The following is a 15,742-nucleotide window of genomic DNA, read 5'->3' as shown; positions in this document are numbered from 1 at the left end:
AAATGGGGCAAAGCCCCATTTTTTATAGGCTTATTTTTGTAGAGAAAAAATCAATAAAAGCGCTGATTCTGGACGAGAGAACTGAGTTTTTATTATAAACAGCATGGACATCTTCTCGGGGGTTAGGGCTTAAAATAGAATTAGGCAGTATTTCAACTAAAACTTGTTTTTCAATATCTTTTTTAACCATAAAATCTGACAACACTGCTATACCATTTCCATTTATACACAATTGCCTAATTGCTTCTCCACTGCTGGCAGTAATTGAAGGTTTTAAACTAATAGGATCTTTTAAGAACCAGTTATTCAGTTTTGGGGAGTCTGCAAAGCCAATAATTTGGTGTTCTTTTAAATCATCAATACAAGTAGGCGCCTCTTTTTTGTTCAAGTAGCGAGGGCTTGCAACAATACGAAGTTTGCTTAGTCCGAGTTTTTTAGCGTACAGGTTAGAATCACTCAGTTTTCCTATTCTAATCGCTATGTCTGTCTTTTTTTCGATGAGATCAACAATACTTTCATTAGACAATAGCTCAAGTGTAATACCAGGGTAAGCTAGTTGAAAATCTTCTATATACGGAATAAGCTGGTGATATAAAAATGGGCTTGCGGCATCGACTCTCAACTTACCAGCGGGGTTACTTTGTAAGTTATTAAGAGCTTCTTCCCCTCTACTAATTATATCCAACCCTTCTGTTACATATTCTAAAAACAGCTGTCCTTCTTCAGTTAAGTCAATTCGCCGAGTACTTCGATTAAATAAAGTGACCTTTAAATCACACTCTAACCGTGTAATGGCACGAGAAACTTTTGCGACTTGTGTATCTAACTGATTGGCTGCACTTGTAAAGCTACCTGTATTAGCAATAGTGATAAATGTTTCAAGATCTTCGTTTTTTGATTTGATAAGCATAATTAACATACAAAAATGTAAATGTTTGGCTAGTTTAGTTTACTGATTTATTAATAAATAGAGGTTATTGTTGTTGTTTTTACAAAACAGTTTTGTAATTTTTGTGCTCGATAATGTCTTAATTCATGCTATGTGTATAAGCAATACTTACTGCACGTTAGGTGCAACTTAATGCGGGTTTAAGAGTTTATTTAGCCACTGTACTACTAAAGATTTATTAACCCTGTAGGTATAGTTGCGTATTAGACTAAAGTCTATAAGTTAATTTTCTTCACTTATTGGTTTTGTTTTAATCGTTTGTCGTTTTTATGGTAATTCTCTAAAGTTCAGTTGTCGGCAACAAGCACGACTAACTCAACAGGAATATAATCATGAAAAGCTCACTAATCAAAACCATCGCTCTTGGCTCTTTATTAACTTGCTCAGCTGCTGTAATGGCTGATACAAGTGACTATAAATTAATGGTTATTGAACAAGCCACTGCACCACAGCCACTAGAGCAGTCATTTAACAGCTGTGCTCTTAATGTTAAATCTAAGAATTATGCTGAGGCTGAAGCAATTTGTACAAAAGCAATTGCACTTTTAAAAGATGCAGACGGCCCTAAATTTAAAGTACGCCAACTTACGTCATTCGCGTTAAGCAACCGCGGTGTTGCTCGCTTAAAATCAAATAATGACACAGCAGCTATTGCTGATTTGTACGAGGCAGCGCAAATGTCTAACAGTACAATGGTATCGCATAATTTAACACTTGCTAAAGAAGAGCTTGCGCTATAAAAAGCATTAAACATGCTTTAATTAAGCCAGTGTATAAAAAGCCCATGTTAGGTTTATTCTTAACGTGGGCTTTTTGCGTTGCATGGTTAAAAAGTGCAAATCATAAAAGTGGAAACTACCTATAAGGCTTTAAATTTAAGAGAGCTAGATTATGGATGTCACGAACACGTTGAGTATATTTGAAATTAGCGTCGCGCCGAGGGGCTTACTAGTTTTAATTTATGCGATGGTGTTTTTTCAATTTTAGAGCAAGGCTTGAGCGTAGGAAAAGTCGCTAAAAGCATAAAAACAAAATAAATTTTAAAGACCGATTTTTGCACAGTTCACTGGCTTGTATACGTAGCTACTGCATAAGATTCGTTTTAAAACCTTTTTAAAAACAAGCAGTAATTACGCTGGTTTACACGCTGTTAAACATTTAAATTTGTACGTATATTAGACTAAAGTCTATAAGTTAATTTTCTTCACTTATTGAGTTTGTTTTTCTCGTTTGTCGGCGCTGAGCTATTACTCTAAAGTTCAGTTGTCGGCAACAAGCGCGACTAACTTAATTAGGAAAGACAAACCATGAAACGTACACTTTTAAAAACCATCGCTCTTGGCTCATTACTAACTTGCTCAGCAGCTGTAATGGCTGATTCAAGTGACTACAAACTTATGGTTATTAAAACCGAAACGGCTCCAATGCCTCTAGAAGAGTCATTCAATAGCTGTGCATTAAATGTTAAATCAAAAAACTACGCTCAAGCTGAAGAAATTTGTACTAAAGCTATTGCACTATTAAAAGATGCAGAGGGCCCTAAATTTAAAGTACGCCAGCTTACATCGTACGCTTTAAGCAACCGTGGCGTTGCACGTTTAAAAGCGCATAACGATACCGCAGCATTAGCTGATTTATACGAAGCAGTTCAGGTTTCTGAAAACACATTAGTGTCTCATAACTTAACTCGCGCTAAAGAAGAGCTTGCCTTATAAAGCAATTTAATTAGCGAGAGTCACAAAAAAGTCCCTACCGATTTATATTTGGTAGGGGCTTTTTTGTGCGTGTAATAAAATTTTTTTATAAAGATCTTATAAAAACTACATGTAAAAATTTTATGCCTAGTAACGGTTTTATTTATCGGTTGCTATAAGTGGCTCTTCAGGCCTAATTCCATAGGGCACTTAATTTTGAGACATTAACGTCAATAAATTAAGGAAACGGTATGAGTTTAAAAAATCACACAAGAGTTACCCTCAAGCTTTTAAAGATGAAGCAGTTTTGATTGACCAGAACAGAGGAATAACTTAACAAGATTGATATAACTCAAATAATACTCACAATGCGTTCAGGTATTGTAATTAATAATTTAATGACTATTCACAGCAAAGGTAATGCATTGAAACTACTAAAGTGGACTTTGGCCGCAATCATTATTTTATTAATAGTAGGTTTACTAATACCCGAAAAAATGACGATTCCAGTAAAAGGCGCTACAAGTAAGGATTGGAACCATAATACGTTTTGGTATGCGCCGTGGGGGCGCTCGGGTGTGCATAAAGGAATTGATATTTTTGGCGCTAAAAATACGCCTGTGGTTGCTGCAACAAGCGGTATTGTTATTTTTTCAGGTGAACTAAACCGAGGTGGCAAAGTGGTTGCGGTATTAGGTGCAAAATGGCGAGTGCATTATTTTGCACATTTAAATGACTACAATGTAAATGCAGGGGATGTAGTTAGCATAAACAGCCAAATTGGCTTACTAGGTGATACAGGTAATGCTGCAGGAAAACAACCTCATGTGCATTATTCTATATTATCGCTTATGCCTATGCCGTGGCTTTTTACAACACAAAGGCAAGGGTGGAAAAAGATGTTTTTTTTAAACCCACATAAAAAGTTGACTGCTAACTAACTCAGGTTCTATGTACAGATGGCCTCTACCAAATTAAATGCCAAAGTAGGTAACTTACTTGTTTTTACTGTATTTTTTAAGAGTAAAAGAAATGCTATTTAAAGTAAGTGTTAGACTAAAGTCTATAGGTTAGATTTTCTCACTTATTAGGTTTGTTTTTATCGTTTGTCGGGGCAAGAGGATTTATCTAAAGTTAAGTTGTCGGCAACAAGTACGACTAACCAAACAGGAAGATAATCATGAAACGTACACTTTTAAAAACCATCGCTCTTGGCTCATTATTAACTTGCTCAGCTGCTGCAATGGCTGATCAAAGTGACTACAAATTAATGGTTATTGAAGATTCTGTAACCGCTGCCCCAGAGTTTGAACAGCCATTTAATAGCTGTGCACTTAATGTAGAATCTAAAAACTATGCAGAAGCTGAAGCCATTTGCACACAAGCAATTGCCTTATTAAAAGAAAGCCGTGGCCCACGTTTAAAAGTACGCGAACTTACATCGTTCGCATTAAGTAACCGCGGTGTAGCCCGCATGATGGCCAAAAAAGACACTGCAGGTCTTTCAGATTTATACGAAGCGTATCAAATCTCTAAAAACTCACTGGTATCTCATAATTTAACGCGTGCTAAAGAAGATTTATCTTTATAAACTTATTACTTAGCACTTAAAAAGCCCTCGCTAGTTTATAACTAGTGGGGGCTTTTTAGTTTTTATTTTTGAAATTAACCAATGTAAGTTGTTAATTTTAAGCTGATTTAACGTGTGTTCTAACTTAACCACCTATTTTAATGAGGGTTTTAACTTTAAATATGGTAATTACACCATTGCATGTAAGGTTAACCGAGAGTTATAGGGTTAATTTTTAAAAAAACGGGATATTTTACAAACGGCTATGCGTATATAAAATGCTCTAAGGGTATTAAATTTCTTTATATTTGCGCCTATTTTCATTAAAGTACTTAAAATATAGTAAATTCAGTTAATATTAATTTTTGTAAACAGGTTTATGTTTAGTGGCATTTAGCTGTTTTGTGCATTTTTCTAATTAAAACTAAAAATAAATAAGTAACTGCACTTTTTAATGGAACTGCGTGATTTTAGCGCAGATAAAAGGACTTAAAATGAAACTTACCTTCAATCGCATTGTTGCATCTTTTTTTGCTGCATCTATTAGCCTTTCTGTAACCGCCGAAGATATAGAGTTATACGTAAATCACAATGTAGAAACCGATGAAAACCCCCGTGTCGTAATTATTTTTGATACCTCCGGAAGTATGGGAAGTAAGCTTCCTAATAATGGGCCTAAAAAAATAGATGCAGCTAAAGATGCTATGACCCAACTGGTTAACGATAATAGCGCCATAGACTTTGGTTTAATGCGCTTTAATGGTAACAATGGTGGTTATATTATGGCTGGTTTAGGCTCATCACATGACACTATTTTAGGGCAAATTGATAAGCTACCTGCTAGTGGTAATACCCCCGTTACAGAAACCTTATGGGAGGCCTATCTTTATATGACAGGGCAAACCGTTTGGTATGGACAAAATACCATTCTGCGTGACTTCAGTGTAGAGACCAATGACAACCCTTTAACGCCCCCTGATTATATATCGCCGTTTAAGCAGGCATATGGTTCAGCCGAGCGCTGTGATAATTCTATAAATTTAATATTAATGACCGACGGCGACCCTACTCAAGATAATAACCGTAATGATGATATTAAAGACTTATACAAGCAAAAGTTTGGTTACAACCCAAGTAAAACAAGTAGTAGTTATTTAGCGGCATTAGCACAAATAATTCATGGTACAGAAGATGTTGAAGTAGATCTTTACGAAGAAACACCAGAGGTGGCAGACACAGGGCGCGTATTTACTATTGGTTTTGGAAGTGGCATGAGTAGCAAAGGTAAAACGCTTCTTGAAAAAACCGCTGAACTTGGGGGAGGCGAGTACCTTCACGCAGATACCTCAGCAGAACTCTCTGAAGCATTAAATAATACTATTTCAAGAATACGCGAAGTAAACGATAGCTTTTCATCGCCTACGGTTGCCAGTAATAACGTTGACCAAACCCGCAGCCGAGACGCAATTTATTTTGCTATGTTTTACCCTGAGACCGGTGCTCGTTGGGGAGGAAATTTAAAAAAACTAGCTATGTCGGGATCTACCATTGTTGACTCTACAGGCCGAGAGGCAATAGGTGATGATGGCTTAATTAAAGAAGATGCTCGCACGTTTTGGCTACCATCAAATAAGCCTGCTGATGGTAATTTAGTGGCGCAAGGGGGAGTAAACTATTTACTTTCAAGCTTAGATTCTCAAAGCCGCAAACTGTATATAGATTCAGGCGGTAAAATTGTTGATTTTACCTTTGATAGAGTTAAAGAAATTTTAAATATAGTGTCAGACGCCATCGGTGGCATTATACCGGGTACTGATATTGCTATCTCGAGCACTGATATTAGCTGGGCAAGAGGCATGGATGTAGATAATGAAGATGGTGATGCCTCATCAGTAGATCAGCGTGCTAATATTTTTGGTGACCCTTTGCATTCTAAGCCAGTATCTATTGACTATGGTGATGGCAACATACGTATTTTAGTGGGCACCAATGCGGGCTTTTTGCATATGTTTAACGATAAAGGTGACAGCATTGAAGAAGAGTGGGCGTTTATGCCAGCTGAACTGCTAAAAAACATACCTTCGCTTCGTACAAATCAGGCCAATACTAAAGTGTATGGCATGGATGGGCCTATTAGTGTGTTTTTTAATAATAAAAGTTTAAACAGTGATGGCTTAAACGACGGAGTAATAGATGCCAGCAAAGGTGATGAAGTATGGGCATTTGCTGGTATGCGCCGCGGGGGTAAAAACTATTACGCCCTTGATATTAGTTCGCCAGATAAACCAAAACAGTTATGGAGTAAACCTATTGTTGGTGGCTCGGATGGGTTTGAATACTTAGCTCAAACCTGGTCAAAACCTCAAATAGCCTATATTAAAGCGTTTGGTGATGAACCTTTACTGGTATTTGGTGGCGGTTACGATACAAACAAAGACAACGCGATTCGTAGCGAAGATGAAACAGGCACGGGAATCTACATTGTTAAAGCTAAAACCGGCGAAAGAGTATGGGCGTTAACGCCCGAAGATAACAATTTTAAAGGTAAGCACAGTATAGCTGCCGATATAGCAACGCTTGACTCAGATTACGATGGTTACATTGACCGCTTATACGCCACCGATACTGGGGGCAATATTTGGCGTGTGGATATGCCAGGCGCTGACAAAAATAGTTTTTCTCATTACAAATTAGCAGAGCTGGGCAGTTCTTTAGCAACGCAAGACCGACGCTTTTTTTACAAGCCACTAGTGGCACGTACTATGTTTAGTAAAGTGAGCAAAACGAGCTATGGCGGTGAAGAAATAACCACAAGGTTAGATACGCCTTACGATGCAATCGTGATAGGCAGTGGGAATCGCTCAAACCCGCTTGCAACTAATGAGCAAGATCACCTTTATATGATCCGTGATGAGCATACCGTGACTCAAACTTTCGATTCACAAAATACGCCTGATCCCATAGTGCCAAGTGATTTAATGCTTATGAATGACGACCCATTTGGTAATGCACTAGATAATGTTGATGAGTTTGTCGAACTTGAAGCCGATTTAGCTGGCTTTAAAGGGTGGCGATATGAGTTAAGTAATGGCGAAAAATCATTGGCTGCAGCCACCGTGGTAGGAGGTGTAGCTTATTATACATCGTTTACACCTGCACTAGAGTCTGATAAAAATCAGTGTTCTTTAACCGGGGGCGGAGGTGCAATGTACGCTTTTCATTTGCACTATGGCACAAAAGTGTACGACCAACTTAAATTTACTACCAGCTACGATGTACCTGATACCGCCCAGTTATATTTTGGTGAAGGCGAGTCATGTATAGACGCTAATAATAATGGGTTATGTGACGTTCCAACACCTGATGATGGTACTCCAGGTGATGGCTACGAGTACGAAGAAACGATACCTGTAAGCCAAGTAAGCCAGTTTTATTTAATCGGCCCGAGCCTTACTGGTGAAGGTGCAGTAAACCCAATCAAACCGCCTGAAATTAACGGCCCAGGGCTAACTGTTGTCGATGGTAAAGTTAAACTAGTGAATGACAGTGATACATTAGGCTTTGGCTTTAAAACGCAGCAAACCTACATATATAAACGTGAAGAAAACGATTCTTCATCTGATTAAATTAAACCAGGCTTTTTTGGGAGTCACAGTCGTTATTATTTACCGCGCATGCCTTTAAAAGGCATGCGCTAACTTTTCTAGCTAATACTATTAGAGCTCAAAGCAAACCTTGCTACGTTAAGATATTCTGCCGAAGAAAGCTCAACAATAAAATTTTTGCCTAAAATTCAACACGCCTCCTACCTAAAATAGACTGCCTAACCAAGCGAATTTGTATTAATAAAAGCCAACATTGCTTTACGCTAAGCCACGTTTATACGCAATTATAATGATTGAGCATTATTAAAAGGGGGCTTATTATCCCTATATTAAAAATAGATATACGAGTATGAATAGGTTTATGAACTGTACGTAAATAAACCAATTAATGTGTAAGTAAATATTAAATAAGTCACTAAATAGTAAAGCAATATTTGCATAACATGGTTTAAAAAAAGTTTTATAAAACTTACCATTTTTAATGGTTGCTAGTGCTTAATTTTGCCGCTATTTTAAGGTTAAGTTGTATTAGATGGAATTAGTATGAGTTTCAAACTGATCTCTTTTTGCTATTGTATTCCCGTACTCTTTTTAAATGGTTGCGATGAGGAAGTGGGTGTATTTAGTAGCAGCAAAACGCCGTTAGTGGCAAAAAACGCAAACGCTGATTTACCTCCGACTGCTATTGAGCAAAAGCACCTTGTTGTAGAAGGCCTTATAGAGGGAATTGTACCGAGTCACTGTAAACGTGGTGAAACAGCGTATATAAATGCAAAAATGCAAAAGGTTATACGCAATCCAACCGCAAAAGTGACATATACACTAAAACCCACTGATAATATTTTGTCCGTGTGTGTGGCTAATGATAACTCAGCTATTACTTATCGTTATGGTACGGAGCAAAAAATTGGCCTAGAGTACACAGCCACAGCAGCGCAGCCATTTGGTAGCTACTATCGTCAAATAGGGAAAGTAGGCGAAAGTATTTTGTTTTTTAACAAAGGCAATTACTATTACTACATTATTAATGCCGGTGGTATGGGCAGTGGTGTTACAGTGAATGTATATAAAAATAAAACACTTATAGGAGAGTTTTTCTCTGGGAATGAAGCCTATAACGATTTTGTTATTGCCAGTAATTTAGATTTACCAAAGTCGTTAGCTAAAGAGCTAAAACCACATATAAACACAATGCAATGAAAGAACTTAGTAAAGCTCACATTAATATTATTGAACAAGGGCAGTGGTTTTCTGGTCGAGATGCACACTTAAAGCAGTTTTTACTAAGCCACGCAAAATGTTTAAGCCTTAGCGCGCACCAATCGCTTTTTTTACGCGGAGATAAACACGATGGTATTTATGCTGTATTAAGTGGTGTGGTGCGTATTAGTGGAGTAAGTAATAATGGTAAAGAAGCTGTTTTAAGCTTTGTTGACGCCTCGTTGTGGTTTGGCGAAGTTACTTTATTTGACCGCGGAATGCGCACGCACGATGTATATGCGCAAACCGATGTGACACTGTGTTTTATTGGGCAACGTGCACTTGAGCAATTGTTAAACCAGTACCCTCATTACTGGCAAGATTTTGGGTTACTCCTTGCGCAAAAATTGCGGGTTATGTTTACTAGCATGGAAGATCACGCACTATTAAGCGCTGAGCAGCGCGTTGCAAAACGCTTACTCATATTGTGTGCACACTTAGCGCAAAGTAATGGCCATACGTTTACTCTGTCGCAGCAACAATTGGCTGATATGACATACCTTACACGGCAAACCGCCAATCAAATCCTCAAAAAATTAGCAAAGCAGCAACTCATCGAACTTGGCTATAACAAAGTAACCATTTTAAACCAATCAGCTTTAGAGCAACTTTGTAGCCAGTAAATGTCGGCAACCCGACAGAGTCATATTTAAAAAGCCTGATATAGTGTAAAAAAACACAATAAAAGGCACACACATGAAAACCCTACAGCAACAACTTGGTACATATGGTTTGTACCATCGCTCTAAGCGCAATGTTTTAACTCATTTTTTTGGTATTCCACTTATTGTATTTGCCGTGCTGTGCTTGTTAGCACGTATTCAAATACCCATTGGCAGCTTAATTATTGATGGTGCGCAGCTTTTTGTTTTTGCAAGCGTGGTGTATTACTTAATGCTGAGCGTGTCGCTTGGTTTAATAATGGGCGTACTGTTTACATTATTACTTTTAGCAGCGCAGCCTATCGCTGCAATGACTTTTTGGCCTTGGTTAAGTATTGGTGTGAGCGTATTTGTATTTGGCTGGGTGCTGCAGTTTATTGGCCATTACTATGAAGGTAAAAAGCCCGCGTTTGTGGATGATTTAATTGGCTTAATTATTGGCCCATTGTATGTAACCGTTGAGCTTTTATTTTTAATGGGTTTTTATAAAACCTTAGAAGATGAAGTTAACGCCATAGCTGGCCCAACTAAAGCATAATAATAAGCGACTTAATACGATAATTATTAGCACCAGAGAACATAAAAGGTAAATAACGCATGGACTATAAAAATAAAACCGTATGGATCACAGGTGCATCATCAGGTATTGGCAAAGAGCTCGCAACTCAGTTTGCCCAGCTTGGGGCTAACGTTATTTTATCCGCCAGAAGTGTTGATAAACTTAACGAACTAAAGCAAAGCTTACATGGCGATGGCCACATTGTACTGCCACTTGATTTGTCAGCGCCTGAAGCTGTATTGGCTCAGGTTACTGATTTAATTAGTACATTACCTGCAATCGATATTTTAATTAATAACGGCGGGGTGTCACAGCGCAGCCTATTTTTAGAAAACGACTTTAATGTTTATCGCCAATTAATGGAAGTTAACTATTTTGGCCTAATAGCACTAACCAAAGCGGTAGCGCCTAGTATGGTTGCAAGGCGCAGCGGCTCTATTGTTTCTATTAGTAGCGTTGCGGGTAAAGTAGGCTCTAAATTTAGAACGGGCTATTCAGGCACTAAATATGCGGTAGTAGGTTTTATGGATTGTCTGCGTGCAGAGCTTGCAGAGTATAACATTCATTGCTTAACCATTTGCCCCGGCTCTATTAAAACCGCCATTGCACATAATTCGTTAAATGAGCAAGGCATAGCGCAAAATAAGCCAGAGCACTCAATAGAAAATGGCATGGATGTAAGCGTAGCCGCTAAAAAAATGATCCTCGCAATTGGTAATAAAAAAGACGAAGTGATTGTTGGCAAAGGCTTAAGTGGCTGGGCACCAACCATTAAACGGTTTTTCCCTCGCTTATTTAATCGATTAACCGCTAGAACAAACTATAGGTAGCATCGGGCGATTTAGAGATATAAAATGCTGTAAATTCAATCAATTTAGACAAGGATTCTAAATGAAGTATTTATGGCTTGGCCTGTTTTTTATTGTATTAATTTGGTCCGGAATTAACCCAAAAGATCAGTTTACTTGGCTGCTTGAAGTTATCCCCGCAATCATTGGTTTAGTGCTTATGGCAAGCAGCTATAAGCACTTTAAACTCACCCCCATTTTATATGGCTTTATACTAGCGCATTGTATTGTGCTAATGGTTGGCGGGCATTACACCTACGCCGAAGTTCCTTGGTTTGATAACTTATTTGACAGTGAGCGTAACAACTACGACAAAGTAGGGCATTTTTTTCAAGGGTTTGTGCCTGCATTATTAGCGCGTGAAATATTACTACGTAAAAACGTAGTAAATGGTAAAGGCTGGCTAAATGTGTTTGTTGTATCGATATGTTTAGCGTTTAGTGCTTTTTACGAACTAATAGAGTGGTGGGTTGCAGTGTTAAGCGGTGAAAACGCAGAAGCATTTTTAGGTACGCAAGGGTACGTATGGGATACTCAATCTGATATGGGAATTGCCTTACTTGGGGCTATTTGCTCGATATTGCTGCTTTCAAAAGTACACGATAAACAGCTAAAAAATGTTAAAGATTATTGATTCAAATTTTATGATTAAAAGACAATAAATTATGACTGTAAATCCCCATAATTTCACGATAAGCACAGATAAAAGCAAGCTTAACTTTAACGTTATTTATAACTTTATTGCTAATAGCTATTGGGCTAAAGGAATACCTAATAGCGTTATGCAAAAAGCAATTGATAACTCAATGTGCTTTGGTGTTTATAGTGCCCAAAACGAGCAAATAGGTTTTGCCCGTGTAGTAACCGACAACGCCACCTTTGCCTATTTAGCCGATGTATTTATTATCCCAGATTTGCAAGGTAATGGCTTGAGCAAGTTACTGGTTAAAACGATAGTAGAGCACCCTGAGCTGCAAGGGCTTAGGCGCTTTTTATTAGCCACTGCTGATGCCCATGGCCTGTATGCGCAATACGGGTTTAAACCGATAGATAATCCAGCACTGCTAATGCAAATAAATCCTGAGAATGTGTATAGTAAAAAATAATAGTGAGACCTAATAAATGGGGCGAAGAGTTTAAGAAGTTTTCTGTGTGCCTAATTTACCAAGACTATATTGTTCTATACTACCAGCGGAAAAACAAATACCAACATAAAGCCAAACAGTACTCGCTACAATTTGCCAAGTATCTAAACCTGAGGGCGTTACAAATGTAGGAACAGCAATTAATCCCCGCAATAAGCAGATCATTGCAATGGTAATTAAAGCTGATTTGAGCAGAGGAACTTTGCGAATTAAACCAATTGCTGAAAAAGCAAAAATAGTACAAGCAAACATTAAGCTTGCAACGATTATTGTGCCAATTGGAGCAAGTAAAGTTCCTTGAATCGAAGAGTCGATTATTTGTTGAGGTGCTCGAGCAAATGCAAACCAACTAGGACCGGCCAAAATACAGAGTAGATGCCAGATCGCAGAAGCGGAAGCTATAACACCTGCACTAAATAATAATTTTGATTGAATACTAAAACTCAATGCTTACTCCATATTGCACTGGCACATAACGTCTTGTTATATTTCGTTAGATGATTTAACTGCTAATTCGGTTTCGTCTTTCTTCATCAAGCTTTTCTAATATATTAGGTGCAAAATTAGGCTTTAATACTAATTCATGTTCTCTTACATTACCTTCGAACAGCACCTGTGAATCATCTATTTCCATAAGAAATACTGGCCTAGCTTTAAGCGTGGATTTGGACATTCCAGATGAATGTTAAAAAGCATTAAGCCCTTCAATTTCCATTGCCCACGAGCAACCTAAATCCTGTTTAGACTCACCATCTCTACCTATTCGATATAAGGTTAAAGTTTGATTCAAAGGCGTGTAGCTTTGAGGAAACTTTGACAAATCAAAGCAAAAACAATCATAACTCCCTGATGTCACACTTGATGTATATAGCTCGTTAAGTGTTTCTGTTTTCCCTTTGCCTCCCATAATATTGATTATGCCCTCCTTATGAGCATTCAGAAACATTAGCAACACCTCCAATTTATCGCCATGTTCGTCAGTATAAAAAGTTCCTTCGAAATCTTTCTTAGATGCCAACAGCTTATCGATATATGTAAGTTCCTGGGGACTAAGATATTTGTTTTTTAAGTGTACGAAATCGATACCGATGGAACTAAGTAGTGTGGATAAATATTGATTCAAATAGATCTCTCTTAAGAAATACCAACGCCCTGTTAAGAGGTAAATAGTAGTTGGCTATAATGTGAGCGGAGCGAAACAGCCAACTGTTATTTGTCCCGCTTGAGCAGCTTGATGTGCCTGTTACCACGAACTACTTTTGCAAGATTTAAACTTGTCTTGAGTTAATGTATATAGCTTTTCACTTAAGTCATCCCAAGCTTTATCAATTGCCTTAATTCGACACTCCTTTGAGGCTGGAAATTGCTTACCGACTTGTACAAAATTTCCGTTAACTTGCTTAGTTGAAGATAGAATAAAGAAACGAAGACCATCTTTACATTGGTTATTGAAATCTCTTTCATATGGTTCAGAAGGCAAACTTTGTATTAATGATGAGACTTCAATAAGTTCACTGTCACTAAGATTAGTTTTACAAGGCATAGACTCAAAGAACATTGATGTACTCCAATAAAACTCACCTTTATCATTAACCCAAATCTGATCATTACTTCTCATAGTCTCAATTTTAGCTCTCAGAATCCAATCATGATCTTGAGCGATAGTTTTAAAAGAAGAAATGACAATAACCAAATATATTAGATATTTCACGACACCATCCTAGGCACCAACGCCCCAATCAGGGGCTTTTAATTGTTGGCTATAATGTGAAGCGAAGCGGAACTCAGCCAACGGTTAAAAGTCCCTGCCTGCATTGGTTTGTTAGGCGAATTACCATTTAAAAGTTACTCTACCTACAATATTACTCTCAGGTACAAACCCCCAATAACGACTGTCTAGACTATTATCTCTGTTGTCACCCAATACGAAATAATGATTATCTGGTATTAACCATTCATCTTGTTGGGTCCCAACTTGATAAAAATAACGATTGGCTAGCTCTATATGATTACTGTTCAATTTTATATCGTATGACACTTTGCCTAAAAATTCTTGATAATACTCGTGTTCAGAATCATCTTCGCTTCGAGTAAATTTATACTCTTTCTCCACTTCCTTAAAACTAGGGCAATTGGCTGATTCATCCAAACACGAAGGTTTAATAAAAATACTTTTGTTGCGGTAGACCACTTTATCGCTAGGCAACCCAATGACTCTTTTGACATAATCAATGCTGGGATTTTGGGGATATTGAAAAACTACCACATCCCCTCTTTGCAGAGCTTCAGATGGTTCTGTTTTATATATTTGTATTCCTAAGTATTTGTAGTTCCCATATCCGCTTTTACTAACTATTACTTGGTCACCGGGATTCAAGGTGGGACTCATTGACTTTGCAGGAATAGAAAATGGTTCAAATAAAAATGTTCTGCCCAAAAACATTAAAATAAAAACTACTACAAAACATACTAATGTAGCCCACCAGCTAGCGTACCACTTTCTAATCTGAGCTTTATCGTAATGTCGAGATATTAGAAATGCGTGCAAAGGACAAATTAAAAAAATTAGCCACGTGAAGTATACGCTTTGATACCAAGCTTCCTTATTTGGTATTGCATGTAGTTTTGTATCAATCAATGAAACTAATACTGTTAAGATTAAATAAAACCAAAACAGCTTGGCTTTATTGACATACAAAAACGTAAATGGCTGTAATACAAAACCGTATAAAATACTCAGCCAGCCTTTAGGCTTCCATGAATTTTCCAATTTATCTCCTATTCGCCTAACGCCCGCATAATGGGCGGATTAAGCTTGGCTAAAATAGCGAGGAACGAGCGCCAGCCAAGCTTTAGACGTCCATTCATTGATGCGCTTGTTATGTGTTAGTTGTTCGATTCCCTGCAATTGCCATAGTATTCGAATTGCATAGGTGAAGTTTCTTTTGACTTGCCATCTATATGAACTAATTCAGCTTTACAATATGACTCATGTGCTCCTAACTTACCCGACACGTTGATTTCATAGTTTTGATCAGCTTTAGGCTTGAATGAAGCGTAAGTTGTGCAATTACTCATGCCTGCTACTGACATAATCATGAAGGTGTATTTTTTGTCAGCAACAAGATTTACGCCATCTGGGTTTAATGGTGAAATTAAAGGATTGCTGTCATCCAAAATAACTAATTGAGCTGCACTTTCCTCACCAAACGATTTTCCACATGACTCCTCTTCAGAGTGAACATTCACAAATGTAGAATAGCCAAGCAGTGGTGCGTTGAAATCATGATTTATTTTTAGTGCCGCTGTAGGCTGGTTTGCTTGAGGAGCTTTATATTTAGGTAAACCTGCACAGCCACTTACAATAAACGGAATAAATAGAAAACCAATTCGTAAGCGTCTAGCTAACGACACCCAGCTTGTTTAATGTTCCAAGGTAACAGCGATTCA

The 15,742-nt window shown here is 37.7% G+C and carries 17 protein-coding genes; 11 read left to right on the top strand and 6 right to left on the bottom strand.

Annotation, left to right across the window (positions count from 1 at the left end):
* Positions 1–22 precede the first annotated feature (22 nt).
* The gene (locus tag WDB87_RS08555) at positions 23–910 is read right to left on the bottom strand and encodes a LysR family transcriptional regulator (protein WP_337849619.1); all 888 of its coding nucleotides are present in this window, start codon (positions 908–910) and stop codon (positions 23–25) included.
* A gap of 371 nt (positions 911–1,281) precedes the next feature.
* Between WDB87_RS08555 and WDB87_RS08550 the strand changes: the two genes are divergently transcribed.
* The 11 genes from WDB87_RS08550 (at position 1,282) to WDB87_RS08500 (ending at position 12,253) form a co-directional block, all read left to right on the top strand.
* Positions 1,282–1,689: a hypothetical protein gene (locus tag WDB87_RS08550; RefSeq protein ID WP_055015177.1), complete on the top strand. Its 408-nt coding sequence runs from the start codon at positions 1,282–1,284 to the stop codon at positions 1,687–1,689.
* A 567-nt stretch (positions 1,690–2,256) separates the two neighbouring features.
* Positions 2,257–2,664, top strand: coding sequence for a hypothetical protein (locus WDB87_RS08545; protein ID WP_337849618.1), 408 nt, complete (start codon positions 2,257–2,259; stop codon positions 2,662–2,664).
* 404 nt (positions 2,665–3,068) lie between these two features.
* Positions 3,069–3,584, top strand: a complete 516-nt coding sequence (locus WDB87_RS08540; RefSeq protein ID WP_443197905.1) for a M23 family metallopeptidase — start codon at positions 3,069–3,071, stop codon at positions 3,582–3,584.
* A 239-nt stretch (positions 3,585–3,823) separates the two neighbouring features.
* The gene (locus tag WDB87_RS08535) at positions 3,824–4,234 is read left to right on the top strand and encodes a hypothetical protein (protein WP_286743376.1); all 411 of its coding nucleotides are present in this window, start codon (positions 3,824–3,826) and stop codon (positions 4,232–4,234) included.
* A gap of 473 nt (positions 4,235–4,707) precedes the next feature.
* Positions 4,708–7,839 carry a pilus assembly protein gene (locus tag WDB87_RS08530; RefSeq protein WP_337849617.1) on the top strand — a complete coding sequence of 1,044 codons (3,132 nt, stop codon included), beginning with the start codon at positions 4,708–4,710 and terminating at the stop codon, positions 7,837–7,839.
* 522 nt (positions 7,840–8,361) lie between these two features.
* Positions 8,362–9,018 (top strand): hypothetical protein, encoded by a 657-nt coding sequence (locus WDB87_RS08525; RefSeq protein WP_286244641.1) that lies wholly within the window; start codon positions 8,362–8,364, stop codon positions 9,016–9,018.
* Positions 9,015–9,701, top strand: a complete 687-nt coding sequence (locus WDB87_RS08520; protein WP_337849616.1) for a Crp/Fnr family transcriptional regulator — start codon at positions 9,015–9,017, stop codon at positions 9,699–9,701. Before WDB87_RS08525 ends, WDB87_RS08520 begins: the two co-directional genes overlap by 4 nt.
* A gap of 73 nt (positions 9,702–9,774) precedes the next feature.
* On the top strand, positions 9,775–10,278 hold the full coding sequence (locus WDB87_RS08515) for an Mpo1 family 2-hydroxy fatty acid dioxygenase (RefSeq protein ID WP_337849615.1): 504 nt from the start codon (positions 9,775–9,777) through the stop codon (positions 10,276–10,278).
* Positions 10,279–10,337: 59 nt separating this feature from the next.
* Positions 10,338–11,129 carry an SDR family oxidoreductase gene (locus WDB87_RS08510; protein WP_337849614.1) on the top strand — a complete coding sequence of 264 codons (792 nt, stop codon included), beginning with the start codon at positions 10,338–10,340 and terminating at the stop codon, positions 11,127–11,129.
* 61 nt (positions 11,130–11,190) lie between these two features.
* Positions 11,191–11,781 (top strand): DUF2238 domain-containing protein, encoded by a 591-nt coding sequence (locus WDB87_RS08505; RefSeq protein WP_337849613.1) that lies wholly within the window; start codon positions 11,191–11,193, stop codon positions 11,779–11,781.
* A gap of 31 nt (positions 11,782–11,812) precedes the next feature.
* Positions 11,813–12,253: a GNAT family N-acetyltransferase gene (locus tag WDB87_RS08500; RefSeq protein ID WP_337849612.1), complete on the top strand. Its 441-nt coding sequence runs from the start codon at positions 11,813–11,815 to the stop codon at positions 12,251–12,253.
* A 30-nt stretch (positions 12,254–12,283) separates the two neighbouring features.
* Here WDB87_RS08500 and WDB87_RS08495 read toward each other — a convergent pair whose 3' ends face one another.
* The 5 genes from WDB87_RS08495 to WDB87_RS08475 form a co-directional block, all read right to left on the bottom strand.
* Positions 12,284–12,739, bottom strand: coding sequence for a hypothetical protein (locus WDB87_RS08495; protein WP_337849611.1), 456 nt, complete (start codon positions 12,737–12,739; stop codon positions 12,284–12,286).
* A 238-nt stretch (positions 12,740–12,977) separates the two neighbouring features.
* Positions 12,978–13,415, bottom strand: coding sequence for a hypothetical protein (locus tag WDB87_RS08490; protein ID WP_337849610.1), 438 nt, complete (start codon positions 13,413–13,415; stop codon positions 12,978–12,980).
* A gap of 120 nt (positions 13,416–13,535) precedes the next feature.
* The gene (locus WDB87_RS08485) at positions 13,536–14,003 is read right to left on the bottom strand and encodes a hypothetical protein (RefSeq protein WP_286244634.1); all 468 of its coding nucleotides are present in this window, start codon (positions 14,001–14,003) and stop codon (positions 13,536–13,538) included.
* A gap of 120 nt (positions 14,004–14,123) precedes the next feature.
* Positions 14,124–15,062 (bottom strand): signal peptidase I, encoded by a 939-nt coding sequence (lepB, locus tag WDB87_RS08480; RefSeq protein WP_337849609.1) that lies wholly within the window; start codon positions 15,060–15,062, stop codon positions 14,124–14,126.
* A gap of 116 nt (positions 15,063–15,178) precedes the next feature.
* Positions 15,179–15,706 (bottom strand): hypothetical protein, encoded by a 528-nt coding sequence (locus WDB87_RS08475; RefSeq protein WP_337849608.1) that lies wholly within the window; start codon positions 15,704–15,706, stop codon positions 15,179–15,181.
* Between the last annotated feature and the right edge of the window lie 36 nt (positions 15,707–15,742).

It is taken from the genome of Pseudoalteromonas sp. C12FD-1 (assembly GCF_037414265.1).
Classification (GTDB): domain Bacteria; phylum Pseudomonadota; class Gammaproteobacteria; order Enterobacterales; family Alteromonadaceae; genus Pseudoalteromonas.
This window is presented reverse-complemented; position numbering and strand designations above follow the sequence as displayed.

Excerpts from the sequence above, each read along its gene's own strand:
- WDB87_RS08555 (WP_337849619.1), bottom strand. The coding sequence starts at position 910 with ATGCTTATCAAATCAAAAAACGAAGATCTTGAAACATTTATCACTATT.
- WDB87_RS08550 (WP_055015177.1), top strand. The coding sequence starts at position 1,282 with ATGAAAAGCTCACTAATCAAAACCATCGCTCTTGGCTCTTTATTAACT.
- WDB87_RS08545 (WP_337849618.1), top strand. The coding sequence starts at position 2,257 with ATGAAACGTACACTTTTAAAAACCATCGCTCTTGGCTCATTACTAACT.
- WDB87_RS08535 (WP_286743376.1), top strand. The coding sequence starts at position 3,824 with ATGAAACGTACACTTTTAAAAACCATCGCTCTTGGCTCATTATTAACT.
- WDB87_RS08530 (WP_337849617.1), top strand. The coding sequence starts at position 4,708 with ATGAAACTTACCTTCAATCGCATTGTTGCATCTTTTTTTGCTGCATCT.
- WDB87_RS08525 (WP_286244641.1), top strand. The coding sequence starts at position 8,362 with ATGAGTTTCAAACTGATCTCTTTTTGCTATTGTATTCCCGTACTCTTT.
- WDB87_RS08520 (WP_337849616.1), top strand. The coding sequence starts at position 9,015 with ATGAAAGAACTTAGTAAAGCTCACATTAATATTATTGAACAAGGGCAG.
- WDB87_RS08515 (WP_337849615.1), top strand. The coding sequence starts at position 9,775 with ATGAAAACCCTACAGCAACAACTTGGTACATATGGTTTGTACCATCGC.
- WDB87_RS08510 (WP_337849614.1), top strand. The coding sequence starts at position 10,338 with ATGGACTATAAAAATAAAACCGTATGGATCACAGGTGCATCATCAGGT.
- WDB87_RS08505 (WP_337849613.1), top strand. The coding sequence starts at position 11,191 with ATGAAGTATTTATGGCTTGGCCTGTTTTTTATTGTATTAATTTGGTCC.
- WDB87_RS08500 (WP_337849612.1), top strand. The coding sequence starts at position 11,813 with ATGACTGTAAATCCCCATAATTTCACGATAAGCACAGATAAAAGCAAG.